This window comes from Pseudomonas sp. 2957, from assembly GCF_031456345.1.
GTDB classification, from domain to species: Bacteria; Pseudomonadota; Gammaproteobacteria; order Pseudomonadales; family Pseudomonadaceae; genus Aquipseudomonas; species Aquipseudomonas siliginis.
In genome coordinates, this window is sequence record NZ_JAVDUL010000004.1 from 783,154 (window position 1) to 801,835 (window position 18,682).

General features: G+C 61.5%; 15 protein-coding genes. 13 read left to right on the plus strand and 2 right to left on the minus strand.

The features are described from left to right. Positions 1-98: 98 nt before the first annotated feature. Genes J2Y39_RS18200 through J2Y39_RS18210 form a run of 3 tightly spaced genes read left to right on the plus strand, consistent with a single transcriptional unit; the run spans position 99 to position 2,555 of the window. A complete protein-coding gene (locus J2Y39_RS18200; protein ID WP_095181413.1) occupies positions 99-1,118 on the plus strand; it encodes an aminoglycoside phosphotransferase family protein in 1,020 nt (339 codons plus the stop codon). After that, a complete protein-coding gene (murU, locus tag J2Y39_RS18205; protein WP_310219023.1) occupies positions 1,115-1,786 on the plus strand; it encodes an N-acetylmuramate alpha-1-phosphate uridylyltransferase MurU in 672 nt (223 codons plus the stop codon). The genes J2Y39_RS18200 and murU overlap by 4 nt, the downstream gene beginning before the upstream one ends. Before the next feature lies 1 nt (position 1,787). After that, positions 1,788-2,555: a TerB family tellurite resistance protein gene (locus tag J2Y39_RS18210; protein ID WP_056786687.1), complete on the plus strand. Its 768-nt coding sequence runs from the start codon at positions 1,788-1,790 to the stop codon at positions 2,553-2,555. A 123-nt stretch (positions 2,556-2,678) separates the two neighbouring features. Here J2Y39_RS18210 and J2Y39_RS18215 read toward each other — a convergent pair whose 3' ends face one another. Then, the gene (locus J2Y39_RS18215; RefSeq protein WP_310219025.1) at positions 2,679-3,665 is read right to left on the minus strand and encodes an alpha/beta hydrolase family protein; all 987 of its coding nucleotides are present in this window, start codon (positions 3,663-3,665) and stop codon (positions 2,679-2,681) included. Positions 3,666-3,738: 73 nt separating this feature from the next. Between J2Y39_RS18215 and J2Y39_RS18220 the strand changes: the two genes are divergently transcribed. The 10 genes from J2Y39_RS18220 to trpE all read left to right on the plus strand — a co-directional run bounded on the left by J2Y39_RS18220 (position 3,739) and on the right by trpE (position 16,351). After that, the gene (locus tag J2Y39_RS18220) at positions 3,739-6,135 is read left to right on the plus strand and encodes a PAS domain S-box protein (RefSeq protein WP_310219027.1); all 2,397 of its coding nucleotides are present in this window, start codon (positions 3,739-3,741) and stop codon (positions 6,133-6,135) included. 84 nt (positions 6,136-6,219) lie between these two features. Then, the gene (locus J2Y39_RS18225; protein ID WP_003228820.1) at positions 6,220-6,849 is read left to right on the plus strand and encodes a response regulator transcription factor; all 630 of its coding nucleotides are present in this window, start codon (positions 6,220-6,222) and stop codon (positions 6,847-6,849) included. Between the two features lie 333 nt (positions 6,850-7,182). After that, positions 7,183-8,307 (plus strand): ABC transporter ATP-binding protein, encoded by a 1,125-nt coding sequence (locus tag J2Y39_RS18230; RefSeq protein ID WP_041476689.1) that lies wholly within the window; start codon positions 7,183-7,185, stop codon positions 8,305-8,307. 48 nt (positions 8,308-8,355) lie between these two features. Next, positions 8,356-9,399, plus strand: coding sequence for an ABC transporter substrate-binding protein (locus J2Y39_RS18235; RefSeq protein ID WP_016772907.1), 1,044 nt, complete (start codon positions 8,356-8,358; stop codon positions 9,397-9,399). A gap of 277 nt (positions 9,400-9,676) precedes the next feature. Beyond that, complete coding sequence (locus J2Y39_RS18240) at positions 9,677-10,924, plus strand: ABC transporter permease (protein ID WP_310219029.1); 1,248 nt, start codon at positions 9,677-9,679, stop codon at positions 10,922-10,924. 12 nt (positions 10,925-10,936) lie between these two features. Beyond that, positions 10,937-11,761 carry an ABC transporter permease gene (locus tag J2Y39_RS18245; protein WP_093097808.1) on the plus strand — a complete coding sequence of 275 codons (825 nt, stop codon included), beginning with the start codon at positions 10,937-10,939 and terminating at the stop codon, positions 11,759-11,761. Between the two features lie 285 nt (positions 11,762-12,046). Further along, a complete protein-coding gene (locus J2Y39_RS18250; RefSeq protein ID WP_310219030.1) occupies positions 12,047-13,195 on the plus strand; it encodes an iron-containing alcohol dehydrogenase in 1,149 nt (382 codons plus the stop codon). A gap of 114 nt (positions 13,196-13,309) precedes the next feature. Then, entirely contained in the window at positions 13,310-13,984 is a 675-nt protein-coding gene (gene rpe / locus J2Y39_RS18255) for a ribulose-phosphate 3-epimerase (protein WP_007918813.1), read from the plus strand. Next, positions 13,981-14,799, plus strand: coding sequence for a phosphoglycolate phosphatase (locus tag J2Y39_RS18260; RefSeq protein WP_041476686.1), 819 nt, complete (start codon positions 13,981-13,983; stop codon positions 14,797-14,799). Before rpe ends, J2Y39_RS18260 begins: the two co-directional genes overlap by 4 nt. A 70-nt stretch (positions 14,800-14,869) precedes the next feature. After that, the gene (trpE, locus tag J2Y39_RS18265) at positions 14,870-16,351 is read left to right on the plus strand and encodes an anthranilate synthase component I (protein WP_310219031.1); all 1,482 of its coding nucleotides are present in this window, start codon (positions 14,870-14,872) and stop codon (positions 16,349-16,351) included. A gap of 172 nt (positions 16,352-16,523) precedes the next feature. Here the strand turns inward: trpE and estP are convergent, their stop codons facing one another. Then, the gene (estP, locus tag J2Y39_RS18270) at positions 16,524-18,431 is read right to left on the minus strand and encodes an esterase EstP (RefSeq protein ID WP_016772913.1); all 1,908 of its coding nucleotides are present in this window, start codon (positions 18,429-18,431) and stop codon (positions 16,524-16,526) included. Positions 18,432-18,682 lie beyond the last annotated feature (251 nt).

Here is an 18,682-nt window from a genome sequence, read left to right on the forward strand (position 1 = left end):
CCCGCGGTGTGGGCCGCACGCCTCTCGATGGTCTGAAAAAGATGCTGGATAATAAAGCATGACCCGCTTGACGGCTAGCGCCGTCGGAGACCCTTGCAATGCCTGACCAAGATGTACGCTTGCAACACCTGAAAGTTTGGCTCGATGAGCAGTTGGCAAAGCTGTTTGCCGAGCAGGGCTGGGGCACCGTGCCCCCGGCCACGTTGACCGCGGCCAGCAGCGACGCGAGTTTCCGCCGCTACTTCCGCTGGGAGGGCGATGGTCGCAGCTTCGTCGTGATGGACGCGCCGCCACCCCAGGAAAACTGCAAACCGTTCGTGGATATCGCTTTTTTGCTGGCGAAATCCGGAATTAATGTGCCGAAAATTTACGCCGAAGACCTCGAACGCGGTTTTCTTTTGCTCAATGACCTGGGCAACAAGACCTATCTCGACGTCATCGATGGCGAAAATGCCGACGCGTTATTCCACGATGCCCTGCAAGCGCTGTTGGCTTTTCAACAGTTGCCGATGGTTGCGCCGTTGCCCAGTTACGACGTCGCCTTGTTGCGTCGTGAGCTTGAGTTGTTCCCCGAGTGGTACGTCAAGCATGAGCTGGGCGTCGAGTTCGATGCGGCCCAGCAGCAACAGTGGCAGCACATCAGCGAGCTCTTGATCGACAGCGCGCTGGCGCAGCCGAAAGTGCTGGTGCACCGCGACTACATGCCGCGCAACCTGATGCTCAGCGAGCCGAACCCTGGCGTGCTGGACTTCCAGGACGCGGTGTACGGCCCGGTGACCTACGACGTGACTTGCCTGTTCAAGGACGCTTTCCTCAGCTGGCCGGAAGAACGTGTACGCGGCTGGCTGGAAAGTTATTGGCAGCAAGCCTCGGCACTGGACATTCCGGTGCAAGCTGATTTCGAAGACTTCCTGCGCGCCAGCGACTTGATGGGCGTGCAACGTCACCTGAAAGTCATCGGCATCTTCGCGCGTATCTGCCATCGCGATGGCAAGCCGCGTTATCTGGCCGATGTGCCGCGCTTCTTCTCTTATATAGAAGCAGTGATCGCCCGCCGTCCTGAACTGGCGGAGCTGCAAGCGCTGTTCAGCAGCTTGCGTGCTGGAGCGACGGCATGAAGGCAATGATTCTGGCGGCGGGCAAAGGCGAGCGTATGCGCCCGCTGACCCTGACCACGCCGAAACCGCTGGTGCAGGCCGCTGGCGTGCCGCTGATCGAGTATCACCTGCACGCCCTCGCGGCTGCAGGCTTCAACGAAATCGTCATTAACCACGCCTGGCTCGGTCAGCAGATAGAGGATCATCTGGGTGACGGTTCGCGTTTCGGCCTGAGCATCCAGTACTCGCCGGAAGGCGAGCCGCTGGAAACCGGTGGCGGGATTTTCCGTGCGCTGCCGTTACTAGGTGACGATGCGTTTCTGGTGGTCAACGGCGACATCTGGACCGATTACGACTTCAGCGTGCTGCACCAGCCGATCAATGGCCTGGCGCATCTGGTGCTGGCGGACAATCCGGCGCATCACCCGAAAGGCGACTTCACTCTCATCGACGGCAAAGTGCAGGACGGCGAGCCTGATGCGCAGACGCTGACCTACAGCGGCATCGCCGTGCTGCATCCGCAGTTGTTCGATGGTTGCAGCGATGGCGCCTTCAAGCTCGCGCCTCTGCTGCGCAAGGCCATGGCCAAAGATGAAGTGACGGGCGAGCGGCTGAAGGGGCATTGGGTGGATGTCGGTACCCACGAGCGTCTGGCCGAAGCCGAAGCCCTGATAGAAGCGAGTCGCTGAGATGCTGTGGCCAGGGACTCTGATTGGAGCCGGAGTGGGGTACGCGATTGCCAGCATTCCGGGGGCCATGCTTGGGGCGTTGTTGGGGCAGGCGCTGGATCGGCGCCTGCACTTGCAGAGCTGGGGGCACTTACGCGAAAAGCTCGGTGGCCGGCCGATGCTGCGCAACGATGAACTGCTGTTCGTGTTGCTCGGGCGTCTGGCCAAGAGCGACGGGCGCGTCACTGACGGGCATATCCAGCAGGCGCGCAATGAAATGCGCGCATTGGAAATGAGCGAACCGGCGACTCGACGGGCGATTGCCGCGTTCAATCGCGGCAAGTCCGGCAGCGACAATCTGCGCGGCTATCTGCGTCGTTTGAGTGCGCAACCGCACGCGGCCGAAGGTGTGTTGCGCGCCTGTTGGCGAATGGTTTGGGCTGATGGTCGCGCCGGGGTCAGCGAACGCGAGTTGCTGGCGCAGTGGGGCAAGTGGCTCGGCTGGACGTCGCAGCAGGTGCAAGCGCTGGCCAGCGATTACGAGCCGGGCAAGCGGCCGATCGTCAGTGCGGCAGTGAGCTATCAGGAGGCGATGAAGCTGCTTGGGGTGTCGGCGAGCAGCGAGCCGGCACAGATCAAGCGCGCTTACCGGCGATTGCTCAGTCGCCATCACCCGGACAAGATCGCCGGCAGCGGCGCGACCCCGGCGCAGGTGCGTGACGCGACCGAGCGGACGCGGGAATTGCATAGCGCCTATACGCTGATTCGCGAGCGGCGGGATTTTCGCTAGAAGTTAGATGGGTGTTGCTTGTGCTTGCCCCTTCGCGAGCAGGCTCGCTCCCACATTGAATTGTGCATAGATCCAATGTGGGAGCGAGCCTGCTCGCGAATTAAGGGCGATTCGGTGTGACAGTCAGTCAACAGCCTGAGGATTCAACCAGCCCCGCACCCGCCGAAACAATTGTTCCTGCTCAGCCTTCTTGTCCGGCAACACCTTCAGCGCCACCTGGCTGAACGCCGAGGTCTTCAGGCGCTTGCTCGCCTGCATGCGCTCCAGCGCCGCGTTGCGATCCAGCGCTCTGTCCATATAGAAAATATCCACCGTCGGCAGCTTCAGCGTCGGCGTCAGTTCGGCGAGTGGCGGCAGGGCTTTGGTCGGGACTTGCGCATCGACCATCACCAGTTTCTCCACCTGAGGCGTTTGTCTCTCACTGAGAAAACGCGCCGCCCAGTAGGCGCCGGTGCCGTGACCGAGCACGACAATGCTGCGCGCGCTCTGCTGTTCGGCGTAGGCAATCGCTGCGTCGATGCGTCCGAAAATGCGCTCGGCGTCGGCTTTGGTTTGTTCTTCGCTGGTCTCGGCCACTACCTGTTCGGCAACTTCCGCTTCCCCACCAGCGGCCTGTTCGATCGGTTGTGCGGTGGTGGCGTCTTTGCTTGTGGTTTCCGGGGCTTTCGGCGCGGCGGCCGGTTCGATTACGCGCGGAGCAATGGCGTCGCTTTGCAGATCCGGCAGGGTGATACTCAGGCTGCTCCACTCGGCATCCGGCAATTTGCCTCGCAACGGGCCAACTGCCTGCGGCCAGTCAGCGGTTTCGCCGGCACCGGGAACGATGATCACCGCGCCTTTGGGTTCGGCGCTGTTGGCCGGTTTCCACAGGGCGAGGAAAGTGTCGCTGCCAGCCTGCAGTTGTTGCTGCTCTTGCGCCGGCAGTTTACGTTGCAGTGCGGCGGCCTCTTCCTGACTACGCTCAAGTAGTGGCTGGCGCTCGGCCGGTTTTTCCTCGGCGGGTTTATCCGTGGCGGCGGGCGCCGGGTCGGCGGCTTCGGCGGAAAACGCACAAGGCAGGATCAGCGACAGGCACAATGCTGGCAGTGCCAGGCGGTAGACAGAGGGCATCGGTTATTCCAGGCCAGAAAGTATCCCGGCAGCCTAATGGGTTGGTCAGAATTTGTCAGTGTATGAGACTTCAATGAAGCGATTTTGCTGCCTGTGGGTTATCGGCTGTTTGTGGTTTCCCTTGATGGGCTGGGCGGCGCCTGCGCCGCCGGGCCATGCCGCGCAATTGTCGCCAGAGCAGCAGCAATGGCTGGCGCAGCACAACGAATTGCGCGTCGGCCTGGTCTTGCAGGCGCCCTACGCGACCTACGATCGGCGCCTGCAGCGATTGTCCGGGGCCAATGTCGAGTTGATGAAACTGCTGGCCAAAACCCTCGGCGTGGAACTGAGCTGGCGCAACTTTCAGGATCTCGGGCAGTTGGAAAACGCTTTGCGCGAGGGCGAGATCGACATCGCTCCGGGCCTCAGCCAGACCCCGAGCGCGCTGCGTCTCTGGCAGTTTTCCGACCCGTACATGCGCGTCCCGCAATTGGTGGTCAGCGATCAGAAAAGCAGCGGCGCGGTCGATCTGGAAAAGCTCGACAGCCAGACCCGCGTCGCCGTGCGTATGCCGAGCAGCACCGCCGATTACCTGCGCAGCAATTATCCGCACTTGAATTTGCAAGGTGTGCCGTTGGAGCGTCAGGCCTTGCAGCTGCTGTTGAGTCAGCAAGCCTCCTACGCGGTGGTCGACGAAGCGCAGTTGGGGCGTCTGTCGGTGGAACCGGAGTTTGCCGAACTGGTGGTGGTTGGCGATATCGGCCTGCCGCAGCTGCTGCGTGTGGCCTCGCGCCGCGATTGGCCGGAGCTGGCCGGCATTGTCCAGAGCGCCTTGCGCGCAATACCGGCCAAGGACCTGGAACAACTGCACAACCAATGGCTGCAGCCGAAATACCCACGGCTGACCGAGTCGCCGGGGTTCTGGCAGAACCTCAGCCTGTTGTTCGCGGTGATGCTGCTCAGTTGCGCGGCAATCGTGGTCTGGCAGCGGCGCCAACAGCACAGCCTCGAACAACGCCTGCTCAGCGCCCGCGAAGACATTGCGTTGCGCGCGGCCAGTGAAGAGGCGCTGCGGCTGACGCAGTTTTCCATCGATCAAAGCACCGTCGGCATCCTCTGGGTCAATTGGGACAGCCATGTGCGCTACGCCAACCGCGCAGCGGAAAACATGCTCGGCTATCCCTCGGGCGGGCTGATCGAACGGCCACTGATCGATTTCGAGCCCGGCCTGCACATGGATCGCTGGCTCAATCTGTGGAAGCGTGCGCGGGCCAGTGAAGAAGGGCCGCTGAGCTTCGAAACCAGCTGCCTGCGCGCCGATGGCAGCGTGCTGCCGGCCGACGTGTCTTTGAGTTTTCTGCGTTTTCGCGACAGTGAATATCTGGTGGTCTACCTCACCGACGTCACCGACCGCCGCCGCGCGCTCGCCGCTTTGCAGGAAAGCGAGGCGCGCCTGCAAGGCATCGCCGCCAACGTTCCGGGTCTGGTGTTCAGGCTGGAGCGGGCACCGGTCACCGGGCAGATCGACTTTGCCTACATCAGCGAAGGCAGCGAAAGTCTGGTCGGTTATGCGCCGGCAGCCATCGCTCATCGCGACATGGGCTTGCGCAGCCTGGTGCACCCCGATGACAGGGCCAGTTATCACCGTACCCAGGATCAGGCGCTGGACACTGACAGCGACTGGTCGTGGCAGGGCCGCATCGTCACGCGCCAGGGTGAGCAGCGCTGGGCCGAGATCAAGGCAATCACCCGCCAGTTGGAGGACGGAGCCTATGTGTGGGACGGCATCGTCTGGGACATCAGCGAAAGCAAACGCATCGAGCTGGAACTGGCGGCCTCGCGCGAGCAACTGCGCGAACTGTCGGCGCACCTGGAAAGCGTGCGTGAAGAAGAGAAGGCGCGCATCGCCCGGGAAGTTCATGATGAGCTGGGGCAGATGCTCACCGTGCTGAAACTGGAGACATCGATGTGCGAACTGGCCTACGCGCAACTCGATCCGGGTCTGAACGAGCGGCTCAACAGCATGAAGCGCCTGATCGCGCAGTTGTTTCAGCTGGTGCGCGATGTGGCGACGGCGTTGCGTCCGCCGATTCTCGATGCCGGGATTGCCTCGGCGATCGAGTGGCAGGCACGACGCTTCGAGGCACGCACGCAGATTCCGTGTCTGGTGCAGGTGCCGGACAACCTGCCGGCGCTCAGCGATGCCAAAGCGGTGGGGCTGTTCCGGATTTTGCAGGAGGCACTGACCAACGTGATGCGCCATGCTCAGGCGCACACGGTGGAGTTGACGCTGGAGCTTGCGGGCGATGAATTGTGTCTGACCGTCAGCGATGATGGCGTAGGATTTGTCGCGGCCGAGGGTAGGCCGACGTCGTTTGGTCTGGTTGGCATGCGTGAGCGGGTGCTGATCATGGGCGGGCGGCTGGAGCTGGTGAGTGAGCCGGGGGAGGGCACCAGTCTTCAAGTGTGGGTGCCGGTAAGTGAGGTCTGAGGTTTTGTATTGTGAGTGCTGACGCCTTCGCGAGCAGGCTCGCTCCCACAGGGACTGGTGTGTACCTGAAATCTGGAGAAAAACGTGATCCGTGTACTGGTAGCCGAAGACCACACCATCGTCCGCGAGGGCATCAAGCAATTGATCGGCCTGGCCAAGGATCTGCAAGTAGTGGGGGAGGCGAGCAATGGCGAGCAACTGCTCGAAACCCTGCGCAGCGTGCCGTGCGAGGTGGTGCTGCTGGACATCTCCATGCCCGGCGTCAACGGCCTGGAAGCGATCCCGCGCATTCGGGCGCTGAACAATCCGCCGGCGATTCTGGTGCTGTCGATGCACGACGAAGCGCAAATGGCCGCGCGCGCCTTGAAGGTCGGCGCGGCCGGGTATGCGACCAAGGACAGCGATCCGGCGCTGCTGCTCACGGCGATCCGCAAAGTTGCGGCGGGCGGGCGTTACATTGACCCGGAACTGGCCGACCGCATGGTCTTCGAAGTCGGCCTGACCGATACCCGGCCGCTGCATTCGCTGTTGTCAGAACGCGAATTCTCGGTGTTCGAACGCCTGGCCCAAGGCGCCAACGTCAACGATATCGCCCAGCAACTGGCCTTGAGCAGCAAGACCATCAGCACGCACAAGGCGCGGCTGATGCAGAAGCTCAACATCACCTCGCTGGCGGAGCTGGTGAAATATGCGATGGAGCACAAACTCCTTTGACCGTCACCGCCCTCATGTGGGAGCGAGCCTGCTCGCGAAGGCGGCGTAACAGTCAGCCATTCAGTTTGATGACCCACCGCATTCGCGAGCAGGCTCGCTCCCACAGGTTCGGAGTTGGCATATCCATTAGCGACAGACGCTTTTGCCTTTACTAGCGGCTTGCAGCTTGCCCCTTGCCGCTGCGTTTGCCCAAACGCGCCATCCTTGTAGGGCATTCCCTACCCCCAACCTTCCATTGCGCTTAAGCGATTCTCTCCTGCACCCCGATTTGCGTGGCCGCCGCCAGCCACTAGGCTTGATGAACAAGCAGTCATCAACAACAAAGGTGTGGGTATGAGCCAGGTCGATACAAGCGCAGGGACCAGTGATGTGCTGGTCAGCTTTCGTGGTGTGCAGAAGAGCTACGACGGCGAGAACCTGATCGTCAAAGACCTCAACCTGGACATTCGCAAGGGCGAATTTCTTACCCTGCTCGGGCCGTCCGGTTCCGGCAAGACCACCAGCCTGATGATGCTCGCCGGTTTCGAAACGCCGACCGCCGGTGAAATCCTTCTGTCCGGGCGTTCGATCAACAACGTACCGCCGCACAAGCGCGATATCGGCATGGTGTTCCAGAACTACGCGCTGTTTCCGCACATGACTGTCGCGGAGAACCTTGCTTTCCCGTTGACCGTGCGCGGCTTGAACAAAAGCGATGTCAGCGAGCGGGTGAAGAAAGTCCTCAGCATGGTTCAGCTCGATGCCTTCGCTTCGCGCTATCCGGCGCAGTTGTCCGGCGGTCAGCAGCAGCGTGTGGCACTGGCCCGCGCGTTGGTGTTCGAGCCGCAACTGGTACTGATGGACGAACCGCTGGGCGCCCTCGACAAACAACTGCGTGAACACATGCAGATGGAGATCAAGCACCTGCACCAGCGCCTCGGCGTGACCGTGGTCTACGTGACCCACGATCAGGGTGAAGCACTGACCATGTCCGACCGCGTTGCCGTGTTCCATCAAGGCGAGATTCAGCAGATTGCGCCGCCGCGCACGCTCTACGAAGAGCCGAAAAACACCTTTGTCGCCAACTTCATTGGCGAGAACAACCGCCTCAACGGTCGCCTGCTCAGCCAGAGCGGCGAGCGCTGCGTGGTCGAGTTGGGTCGTGGCGAAAAGGTCGAGGCACTGGCAGTCAACGTTGGCCAGACCGGCGAGCCGGTGACCCTGTCGATCCGTCCGGAGCGCGTCAGCCTCAACGGTTCGAGCGATCAATGCGTCAACCGCTTCTCAGGGAGGGTGGCGGAATTCATCTATCTGGGCGACCACGTCCGGGTGCGCCTGGAAGTCTGCGGCAAGACCGACTTCTTCGTGAAACAACCGATTGCCGAGCTCGATCCTGCGCTCAGCGTCGGCGACGTGGTACCGCTTGGCTGGCAGGTCGAGCACGTTCGTGCGCTCGATCCGCTTTTAGAGGCGCACTAAGCGCCCCGGCAATACCAACACCAACCCTGCACGTGGAGAGAACAATAAATGTTGAGATCCCTGAAGTTCACCGCCCTGACTCTGGGCCTGATGGGTGCGACCGGCGCAATGGCCGCCGGCCCGGACTTGACCGTGGTGTCGTTTGGCGGGGCGAACAAGGCGGCGCAAGTCAAAGCCTTCTATGCACCGTGGGAAGCGGCGGGTAACGGCAAGATCGTCGCTGGCGAATACAACGGCGAGATGGCCAAGGTCAAAGCCATGGTCGACACCAAGAGCGTGTCGTGGGATCTGGTCGAAGTTGAATCGCCAGAGCTGTCTCGGGGTTGCGACGAAGATATGTTCGAGCAACTCGACCCGGCCCTGTTCGGCAAGACCGAAGACTACGTCAAAGGCGCCATTCAGCCGTGCGGCGTAGGTTTCTTCGTCTGGTCGACCGTACTGGCTTACAACGCTGACAAGCTGAAAACCGCGCCGACCAGTTGGGCGGATTTCTGGGACACCAAGAAATTCCCGGGCAAGCGCGGCCTGCGCAAAGGCGCCAAGTACACCCTCGAATTCGCTTTGATGGCCGACGGTGTGGCGCCGAAAGACGTCTACAAAGAGCTGGCAAGCAAGGGTGGCCAGGATCGCGCGTTCAAGAAACTCGATGAGCTCAAGCCAAGCATTCAGTGGTGGGAAGCCGGTGCACAACCGCCGCAATACCTCGCTTCCGGTGACGTGGTGATGAGCTCGGCGTACAACGGTCGCATTGCGGCGGTGCAGAAAGAATCCAACCTGAAAGTGGTGTGGAACGGCGGCATCTACGACTTCGACGCCTGGGCCATCCCGAAAGGTCTGGATGCCAAACGCGCGGAAGCGGCGAAGAAATTCATCGCCTTCTCGGTGCAGCCGCAGCAGCAAAAGACCTACTCGGAAAACATCGCCTACGGCCCGGCCAACACCCAAGCCGTGCCGCTGCTGGCCAAGGATGTCCTGAAAGACATGCCGACCACCCCGGAAAACATCGCCAACCAGGTGCAGATCGACGTCAGCTTCTGGGCTGACAACGGCGAGCAACTGGAACAGCGTTTCAATTCCTGGGCGGCGAAATAACCACTTATTTACCTGTATGGAGATGGCAAGGGGGCTTTTGTGGTGAGGGGATTTATCCCCGTCGGGTTGCGAAGCAGCCCCGAAGCCATACCCGCTCGGTGGGTCAGGTAAACCGCATTCTCAGGTTTTACGACTGCTGCGCAGCCGAACGGGGATAAATCCCCTCGCCACAAAGGCTCGCTGCCACAGGAAGGCTCGTTCCCACAGGTAGCAGTGTTTCAACGCAACAGAGGTGGTTCGCCACCTCTGTAACGATCAAAGATTTGCGGAGTACGTCATGGCCATCGCCGTTCCCCTGAACGAGGGCACCAGCCCCACCTTGAAGCAGAAGCTCAAGCACGCCGAGCGGGTCAACCGCTGGAAGGCCCAGGCACTGATTGCGCCGCTGGTGCTGTTTCTGCTGCTGGTGTTTCTGGTGCCGATCGTGGCGCTGCTCTATAAAAGCGTCGGCAACCCGGAAGTGGTTGGCGGCATGCCGCGCACCGTGGCGGCCATCGCCAGTTGGGACGGCCGCGGCCTGCCCGCTGAACCCGTCTACAAAGCCGCCGGCGAAGACCTCGCCGAAGCGCGCAAAAACCAGACGCTGGGCGATCTGTCCAAGCGCTTGAACATGGAGTTGGCCGGCTATCGCAGCCTGCTGACCAAAACCGCCCGGGCGCTGCCCTTCGCCAGCGAACCGGCATCCTATAAAGAAGCGCTGGAAGCTCTCGACGAACGTTGGGGCGACCCGGCCTACTGGCAAGCGGTCAAACGCAACACCAGCAGCATCACCCCTTACTACTTGCTGGCGTCCGTCGATCACCGTATCGACGACCTCGGCGAAATCGCCCCGGCCACTCCGGATCAGGCGATCTACCTCGACATCTTCGCCCGCACGTTCTGGATGGGCCTGGTCATCACGGTGATCTGCCTGTTGCTGGCTTATCCGCTGGCTTACTTGCTGGCGAACCTGCCGTCGCGGCAAAGCAACCTGCTGATGATTCTGGTGCTGCTGCCGTTCTGGACTTCGATTCTGGTGCGCGTCGCCGCGTGGATCGTACTGCTGCAATCGGGTGGTCTGATCAACAGTGGCCTGATGGCCATGGGCATCATCGATAAACCGCTGGAACTGGTGTTCAACCGCACCGGCGTGTACATCTCGATGGTGCACATCCTGCTGCCGTTCATGATTCTGCCGATCTACAGCGTGATGAAAGGCATCTCGCCGACCTACATGCGCGCGGCGATTTCCCTCGGCTGTCACCCGTTCGCCAGTTTCTGGCGGGTGTACTTCCCGCAGACCTACGCCGGCGTTGGCGCCGGCTGCCTGTTGGTGTTCATCCTCGCCATCGGCTACTACATCACCCCGGCGCTGCTCGGCAGCCCGAACGACCAAATGGTCAGCTACTTCGTCGCTTTCTACACCAACACCAGCATCAACTGGGGCATGGCCACCGCGCTCGGCGGCTTGCTGTTGCTGGCGACCGTGGTGCTTTATCTGATCTACAGCTGGCTGGTCGGCGCCAGTCGCCTGCGCCTGAGCTAAGGGGAATTTGCGATGCTGAGTCCTTACATGTCGCCCATCGAACGGGTGTGGTTCTACAGCCTGCGGATTCTCTGCGGCCTGATTCTGTTGTTCCTTATCCTGCCGGTGCTGGTGATCGTGCCGCTGTCGTTCAACTCCGGGAGTTTTCTGGTGTACCCGCTGCAGGGTTTCTCGCTGCAGTGGTACCACGACTTCTTCGCCTCGGCGGAATGGATGCGCGCGCTGAAGAACAGCATCATCGTCGCCCCGGCGGCGACGGTGCTGGCGATGATCTTCGGCACCCTGGCGGCGATCGGCCTGACCCGTGGCGACTTCCCCGGCAAGTCGCTGGTGATGGCGCTGGTGATTTCGCCGATGGTGGTGCCGGTGGTGATCATTGGCGTGGCCAGCTATCTGTTCTTCGCGCCACTGGGGCTGGGTAACAGCTTCTTCTCGCTGATCGTCGTGCATGCGGTATTGGGTGTGCCGTTTGTGATCATCACCGTTTCGGCAACGTTGCAGGGTTTCAATCACAACCTGGTGCGTGCTGCTGCGAGTCTCGGTGCTTCACCCCTGACGGCGTTCCGCCGGGTGACCTTGCCGCTGATTGCGCCGGGAGTGATTTCCGGGGCGCTGTTTGCCTTTGCGACTTCTTTCGATGAAGTGGTGGTGACGCTGTTTCTCGCCGGGCCTGAGCAGGCGACATTGCCTCGGCAGATGTTCAGCGGGATTCGCGAAAACCTCAGCCCGACGATTGCGGCTGCTGCGACGTTGCTGATTGCCTTCTCGGTGATTCTGCTGCTGACCCTGGAATGGCTGCGCGGGCGCAGCGAGAAACTGCGTACTGCGCAGGTCTGAGATCAAGGTCAAAAGCCACCCCTCACCCCAGCCCTCTCCCCAAGGGGGCGAGGGGGAAGGGAGCAGATCTTCGAGGCTTTCGCGGCCGGAGTTCGACTCGGTAATTCAGGTCGATGTATTTCGAGAGTACAACCCCGTCAGTCCCCTCTCCCTCCGGGAGAGGGTTAGGGTGAGGGGCTCTTGATCTTCCTATCCGATCAACCATTCACACCCTGAATAGCAGACAACCCCAAATCCCCAGCTAATCTTGTGCCCAGCTCCCACATCTATAAGAGGCTGCGCACCATGAGTCTGTCCCAGTTCAAAATCGCTCATAAACTGATCACCGGCGCCGCAGCCATCGAACAACTGGCCGCCGAACTCACCCGTCTGGACATCGATAACCCGCTGATCGTCACCGACGCCGCGCTGGTCAAGTCCGGTACTGTCGAACTGGCGCTGGTGCAACTCGGCGGGCGCGAGTACGAGATTTTCGACCGTGTACTGCCCGATCCGGAAATCGCCATCGTCGAAGACTGCATGCGCGCCTATCGCGAAGGCGGGCATGACGGTTTGATCGGCCTTGGCGGTGGCAGCGCCATCGATATTGCCAAAAGTGTCGCCGCCTACGCCGGATATCACGGCGCGCTGGAGGATCTGTTCGGCGTCGACCAAGTCCCGCGCAAAGGCCCGCCGCTGATCGCCATCCCCACCACCGCCGGCACTGGTTCCGAAGTCACCAACGTGGCGATCCTCTCCGACAAGGTCGCGCAGTTGAAGAAAGGCATCGTCAGCGACTATCTCCTACCGGATGTGGCGCTGGTCAGCCCGCAGATGACCCTGACCTGTCCGCGCAGCGTCACTGCTGCCAGTGGCGTCGATGCACTGGTGCACGCTATCGAATCCTATCTGTCGGTGAACGCCTCGCCGATCACCGACTCCCTCGCCATTGGCGCGATAAAGCTGATCGCCAACGCCTTGCCCAAGGCCTACGCCAACGGCGCCAACCTGCAAGCGCGCGAAGACATGGCCACCGCCAGCCTCATGGCCGGCATGGCGTTCGGTAACGCCGGGGTCGGTGCGGTGCATGCGTTGGCGTATCCGCTGGGCGGGCGCTTCAACATTGCCCACGGTGTCAGCAACGCCTTGCTGCTGCCCTATGTGATGACCTGGAACAAAATGGCCTGTGTCGAACGCATGCAGGATATTGCCGAAGCCATGGGCGTGAGGACCGCGCATCTGAGCGCCAGCGAAGCCGCGGACAAAGCCGTGCAGGCCATGACCGACCTGTGCGCGGCGGTGGAAATCCCTGCCGGACTGCGCAGTTTTGGCGTGCCTGAGGAAGCAATTCCGGCGATGGCCGTGGAGGCCGTCGGCATCGAGCGCTTGATGCGCAACAACCCGCGCAAACTCAGCGCCGGCGACATCGAGAAGATCTACCGCGCGGCTTACTGAGGCGCGGGCGCTGAGGGCACATGGCACAACCCAATCATCGCGGTCCCGGTGCGCGCGTGGAAACTTGAGGTATACAATGCGCGCCATCGTGATTTAGCTCAGCACAGGTGCGTCATGCAGCCCTTCGTAATTGCTCCGTCGATCCTCTCCGCCGACTTCGCCCGCCTCGGCGAGGAAGTGGACAACGTTCTCGCCGCCGGCGCCGACTTCGTCCACTTCGATGTCATGGACAACCACTACGTGCCCAACCTGACGATCGGCCCGATGGTCTGCGCGGCGCTGCGCAAGTACGGCGTCACCGCGCCGATCGACGCGCACCTGATGGTCAGCCCGGTGGACCGCATCGTCGGCGACTTCATCGAAGCCGGCGCGACTTACATCACCTTCCACCCGGAAGCCACTTTGCACGTCGATCGCTCGCTGCAACTGATCCGCGAAGGTGGTTGCAAATCCGGTCTGGTGTTCAACCCGGCGACCCCGCTGGACGTGCTCAAGTACGTGATCGACAAGGTCGACATGGTCCTGCTGATGAGCGTCAACCCGGGCTTCGGTGGGCAGAAGTTCATTCCCGGCACCCTCGACAAATTGCGTGAAGCGCGGGCGATCATCGACGCTTCCGGTCGCGACATCCGTCTGGAAATCGACGGCGGCGTCAACGTCAACAACATCCGCGAAATTGCCGCTGCTGGCGCCGATACCTTCGTCGCCGGCTCGGCCATTTTCAACGCGCCAAACTATCAGGAAGTCATCGACAAGATGCGTTCCGAACTGGCACTGGCGCGCCCATGAGCGGTTTTGAGCAGTTGTTCCCGGGGCAGTTGCCACGGTTGGTGATGTTCGATCTGGATGGCACGCTGATCGATTCGGTTCCCGACCTGGCAGCGGCGGTGGACACCATGCTGCTCTCCCTCGGCCGTCCGCCGGCAGGTATCGAAGCGGTGCGCGAATGGGTCGGCAATGGCGCGCCGGTGCTGGTGCGTCGGGCCTTGGCGGGTGGTATCGATCACTCGGCAGTGGACGACGCTGAAGCCGAGCGCGCACTGGAGATTTTCATGGAGGCGTACGGCGCCAGCCATGAACTGACCGTGGTCTATCCCGGTGTGCGCGACACGCTCAAGTGGCTGCACAAACAAGGCGTGGCCATGGCGTTGATCACCAACAAGCCGGAGCGCTTCGTCGCGCCGCTGCTCGATCAGATGAAAATCGGCCGCTACTTCAAGTGGATCATCGGCGGCGATACCCTGCCGCAGAAGAAGCCTGACCCGGCGGCGCTGTTTTTCGTGATGAAAATGGCCAACATTCCGGCCTCGCAATCGTTGTTCGTCGGCGACTCGCGCAGCGATGTGCAGGCGGCGAAAGCAGCGGGGGTCAAGTGTGTGGCGCTGAGTTACGGCTACAACCATGGCCGGCCGATTGCCGAGGAATCGCCGGCTCTGGTGATCGACGATTTGCGCAAACTAATTCCCGGTTGCCTGGATCTGGCCGGTGGGATAACGTTGCCCGACGCTGTTCAACCCCCTTCTGGAAACGCCATCGTGGTGGTCACCCGCAAACTCTGGATGAAAGTCATCAAGGCCCTGGCCCGCTGGCGTTGGCGCGCCTGACTGATTCTGGCCGGCCGTGCCGGCGCGTTTGCATACTTGACTGATTGCACCTCACCCCACGAGGCACCTTATGAATCGCGAAGAATTCCTGCGTCTGGCCGCTGACGGCTATAACCGCATCCCGCTGGCCTGCGAAACCCTGGCCGACTTCGACACGCCGCTGTCGATCTACCTGAAACTGGCCGACCAGCCCAACTCCTACCTGCTCGAGTCGGTGCAGGGCGGCGAGAAATGGGGCCGTTACTCGATCATCGGCCTGCCGTGCCGCACCGTGCTGCGGGTGCACGATCATCACGTCAGCATCACCGTTGATGGCGTCGAGACCGAAAGCCACGAGGTTGAAGACCCGCTGGCGTTCGTCGAAACCTTCAAGGCGCGCTACAACGTGCCGACCATCGCCGGCCTGCCGCGCTTCAACGGTGGACTGGTTGGTTACTTCGGTTACGACTGTGTGCGCTATGTCGAGAAGCGTCTGGGCAAGTGCCCGAACCCCGATCCGCTGGGCGTGCCGGACATTCTGCTGATGGTTTCCGACGCCGTCGTGGTGTTCGACAATCTGGCTGGCAAGATGCATGCGATCGTCCTCGCCGACCCGGCCCAGGCCGATGCCTTCGAGCAAGGCCAGGCGCGGTTGCAGGAACTGCTCGAGCAACTGCGTCAGCCGATCACCCCGCGTCGTGGCCTGGATTTCAGCAAACAGCAATCGGCCGATCCGGTGTACCGTTCCAGTTTCACTCAGGACGATTACGAAAAAGCCGTCGACACCATCAAGGAATACATCCTTGCCGGCGACTGCATGCAGGTGGTGCCGTCGCAGCGCATGTCGATCGACTTCAAGGCTGCGCCGATCGATCTGTATCGCGCGCTGCGTTGCTTCAACCCGACGCCGTACATGTACTTCTTCAACTTCGGCGATTTCCACGTCGTCGGCAGTTCGCCGGAAGTGCTGGTGCGCGTCGAAGACAACCTGATCACCGTGCGCCCGATCGCCGGCACGCGCCCACGCGGCGCCACCGAAGAAGCCGACGTGGCGCTGGAGCAGGACCTGCTCTCGGATGACAAGGAGATCGCCGAGCACTTGATGCTGATCGATCTGGGCCGCAACGATACCGGGCGAGTCTCGGAAATCGGCTCGGTGAAGCTCACCGAGAAAATGGTCATCGAACGTTATTCCAACGTGATGCACATCGTCTCCAACGTCACCGGCCAGTTGAAGTCGGGCCTGACCGCGATGGACGCACTGCGAGCAATTCTGCCGGCGGGTACTTTGTCCGGCGCACCGAAGATTCGCGCGATGGAAATCATCGACGAACTCGAGCCGGTCAAGCGTGGCGTGTACGGCGGTGCGGTCGGTTACTTCGCCTGGAACGGCAACATGGACACCGCCATTGCCATTCGTACGGCGGTGATCAAGAACGGTGAATTGCACGTGCAGGCCGGCGGCGGCATCGTCGCCGACTCGGTGCCGGCGCTGGAATGGGAAGAAACCCTGAACAAACGCCGCGCGATGTTCCGCGCCGTGGCCCTGGCCGAGCAAACCCCGGACGCCTGATCCACGCAATTTTCCATGTGGGAGCGAGCCTGCTCGCGAAGAGGTGAGTCAGTCACCGTTGATGCTGACTGACCCAGCGCTTTCGCGAGCAGGCTCGCTCCCACATTGGGTTTTGTGTTGAGGCATAAAAAAAGCGGCGCCCTGACAGGCGCCGCTTTTTTGCATCTACGACTCAGAAATCCAGCACAACCCCGACATTCAGGCCCTGCTGCTTGAAGTCATCATCCTTGCGGAACGTATAACCCCCACGCAGCGCCAGATCAGCCGTCAGCTTGTGACTGACGCCCAGGCTCAAGCGGTTCAGGTGACTTGCCGGTGTGTAGCCTTCAAGGGTGAAGTCATTGGCCGGCAGGGTGTTGAGGGCGATGTTGACCTTCTGCACGTCATCTTCGTACTCACGCTCGTGGGCGTATTCGCCATACACCTGGGTTTGCGCGGTGAAGTTGTACTTGCCTTGAATCCCCAGGCCCAGGCGTTTCGAATCGCGGCTCTGGTCATCGAAGGTCAGCGCGGTGGCGCGGTTGCTCTTTTCCGAGTAACCGTCGACATCGACACTGGCGTAATCGGCGCTGACAAACGGCGACAGATGCCATTGGCTGCCCGGTTGCGCAATGTCATAGCCCAGGCGCGTGCTGAACGCCCACAGGCTGCCGTCGGTATCGCCTTTCTCCGCGCCCTCGCTGGCGCCGAGGTCGAACTTGCGCTTGAGGTTGTCGTAGTCGAGTTTGCCGCCGGTCAGCGCCGCGTCGGCCCACCAGCGGTTCTGCTGGAACTGGGCGAACGCGGTGGCCATGTAGCTGTTGAGTTTGTAGTCGGAATCGTTGTGCCCGGCCTCAAGATTCTGCCGGTACAAACCGGCCGCCACGCCCACGCGCCAGGCCTCATTGAGGCGATAGCTGCCGCCGACGTTGAGGTTGTAACCGCTGCCATCGGCGCTGGCGCCGCTGCTTTGGCTGTCGACATCCAGATGCTGTCCGCCGGCCGAGACAATCGCACGCCATTGGCCGACCGCTTGCCAGTTCTCCCAGTCCGCCTGCCATTGATTGCGCAATTCATCCTGATGCGCGCGCACGGTGCCGTGGGCCATTTCCGGTAGCAGGCTCAATTCCCATGGCGCAGCCAACAGCGAATAGGCGTAATCGGCGATCAGTTTTTGCCCGGATTCGGTCGGGTGTACGCCATCGTTGTAGATCAGTTTGGTCGGATCCGGCGTGGCGCTGTTGATCCCGTAACGGGCGTTTTCCGTGCAGCTATTGCCACTGAAGCAGGTCGCGGTGAGGTTCTGGTCGGTAGCCAGACCAAAGCGCCCCGGGTCGGCGAAGACTTCCGAGAGCAGCACCGGAATGTTCAGCGGAATGACTTCGGCGTTGATGCCTTGCAGGCGCGTCACCAACTGACTGTTGAACTGGTTGGCGAGGGTGCTGCTGAACGCTTGCAGCGGCGTGCCGTTCAGAGCAGGTGTCAGGCCCACGTCGGGCAGCAGCCAGACCATCACGTATTTGGCGCCGGCGGTCTGCAGGGTTTGCACGCTATCGGCCAGTCGATCGGCTGCGGCGTTGGCCTGGGGCAGGCTGAGAATGCGGCCCTGGAGGAAATCGTTGCCGCCACCGGAAATGTAATACAGCGCATTCGGGTCGGCGCGGAAGCCGTTCGACGGCAGGTAACCGGCGCGGGTGCGTTCGCCGGTGGCAGATTGGGTGGTGATCGAGTCGAGAATCTGGTCGGTGCGATAACCACCGACCGCCCAGTTGTTGCCGTCAGGCTGGCCGTTTTCCGCGCGCACCGCGGAGCTGGAAGAGGCTGTCTGGTCGGGCGAAAAGCCCAGGCGGCCGCCGAGCAACTGGGTGGAATTCAATGAAAAAACTTCGCCGCTGCCATCCTGATACACCGGCCCGGTACGGTTGGTGTAACGCTCGGTGGAGCCCGCCGGGCCACCGGTGTCGGCGAAGGTGCCGGCATCGTTGAGGCTGTCACCGAAGACGATGAAACTGGAATAAGGATTGGGCGCTGCATTGGCCTGGGCGCAGGCGAGTGCGAGCAAGCAGCTGGCCAGCGGTACAAACAACGTCTGTCTGATCATGAGCAAGTCCGTTTATTTATTGTTGTAGGTGAACGAAACGACAGTACCAAAAACTTTCGGCATTTTGCCATCGGTCGCGAATCCTTCTGCCGTTTTATAACCCGCAGGCCCCGCCATATTGCACGCTCCGCCCAGCTAAGTTACTGTGCCGGAACGTATGAACGAGACCTTCCCCGTGTTGATCACCAGCAAACTCCTGGATCAAGTCATCAAGGCACACGCCCGCTGGCGTTGGCGCGCCTGAATCTTCT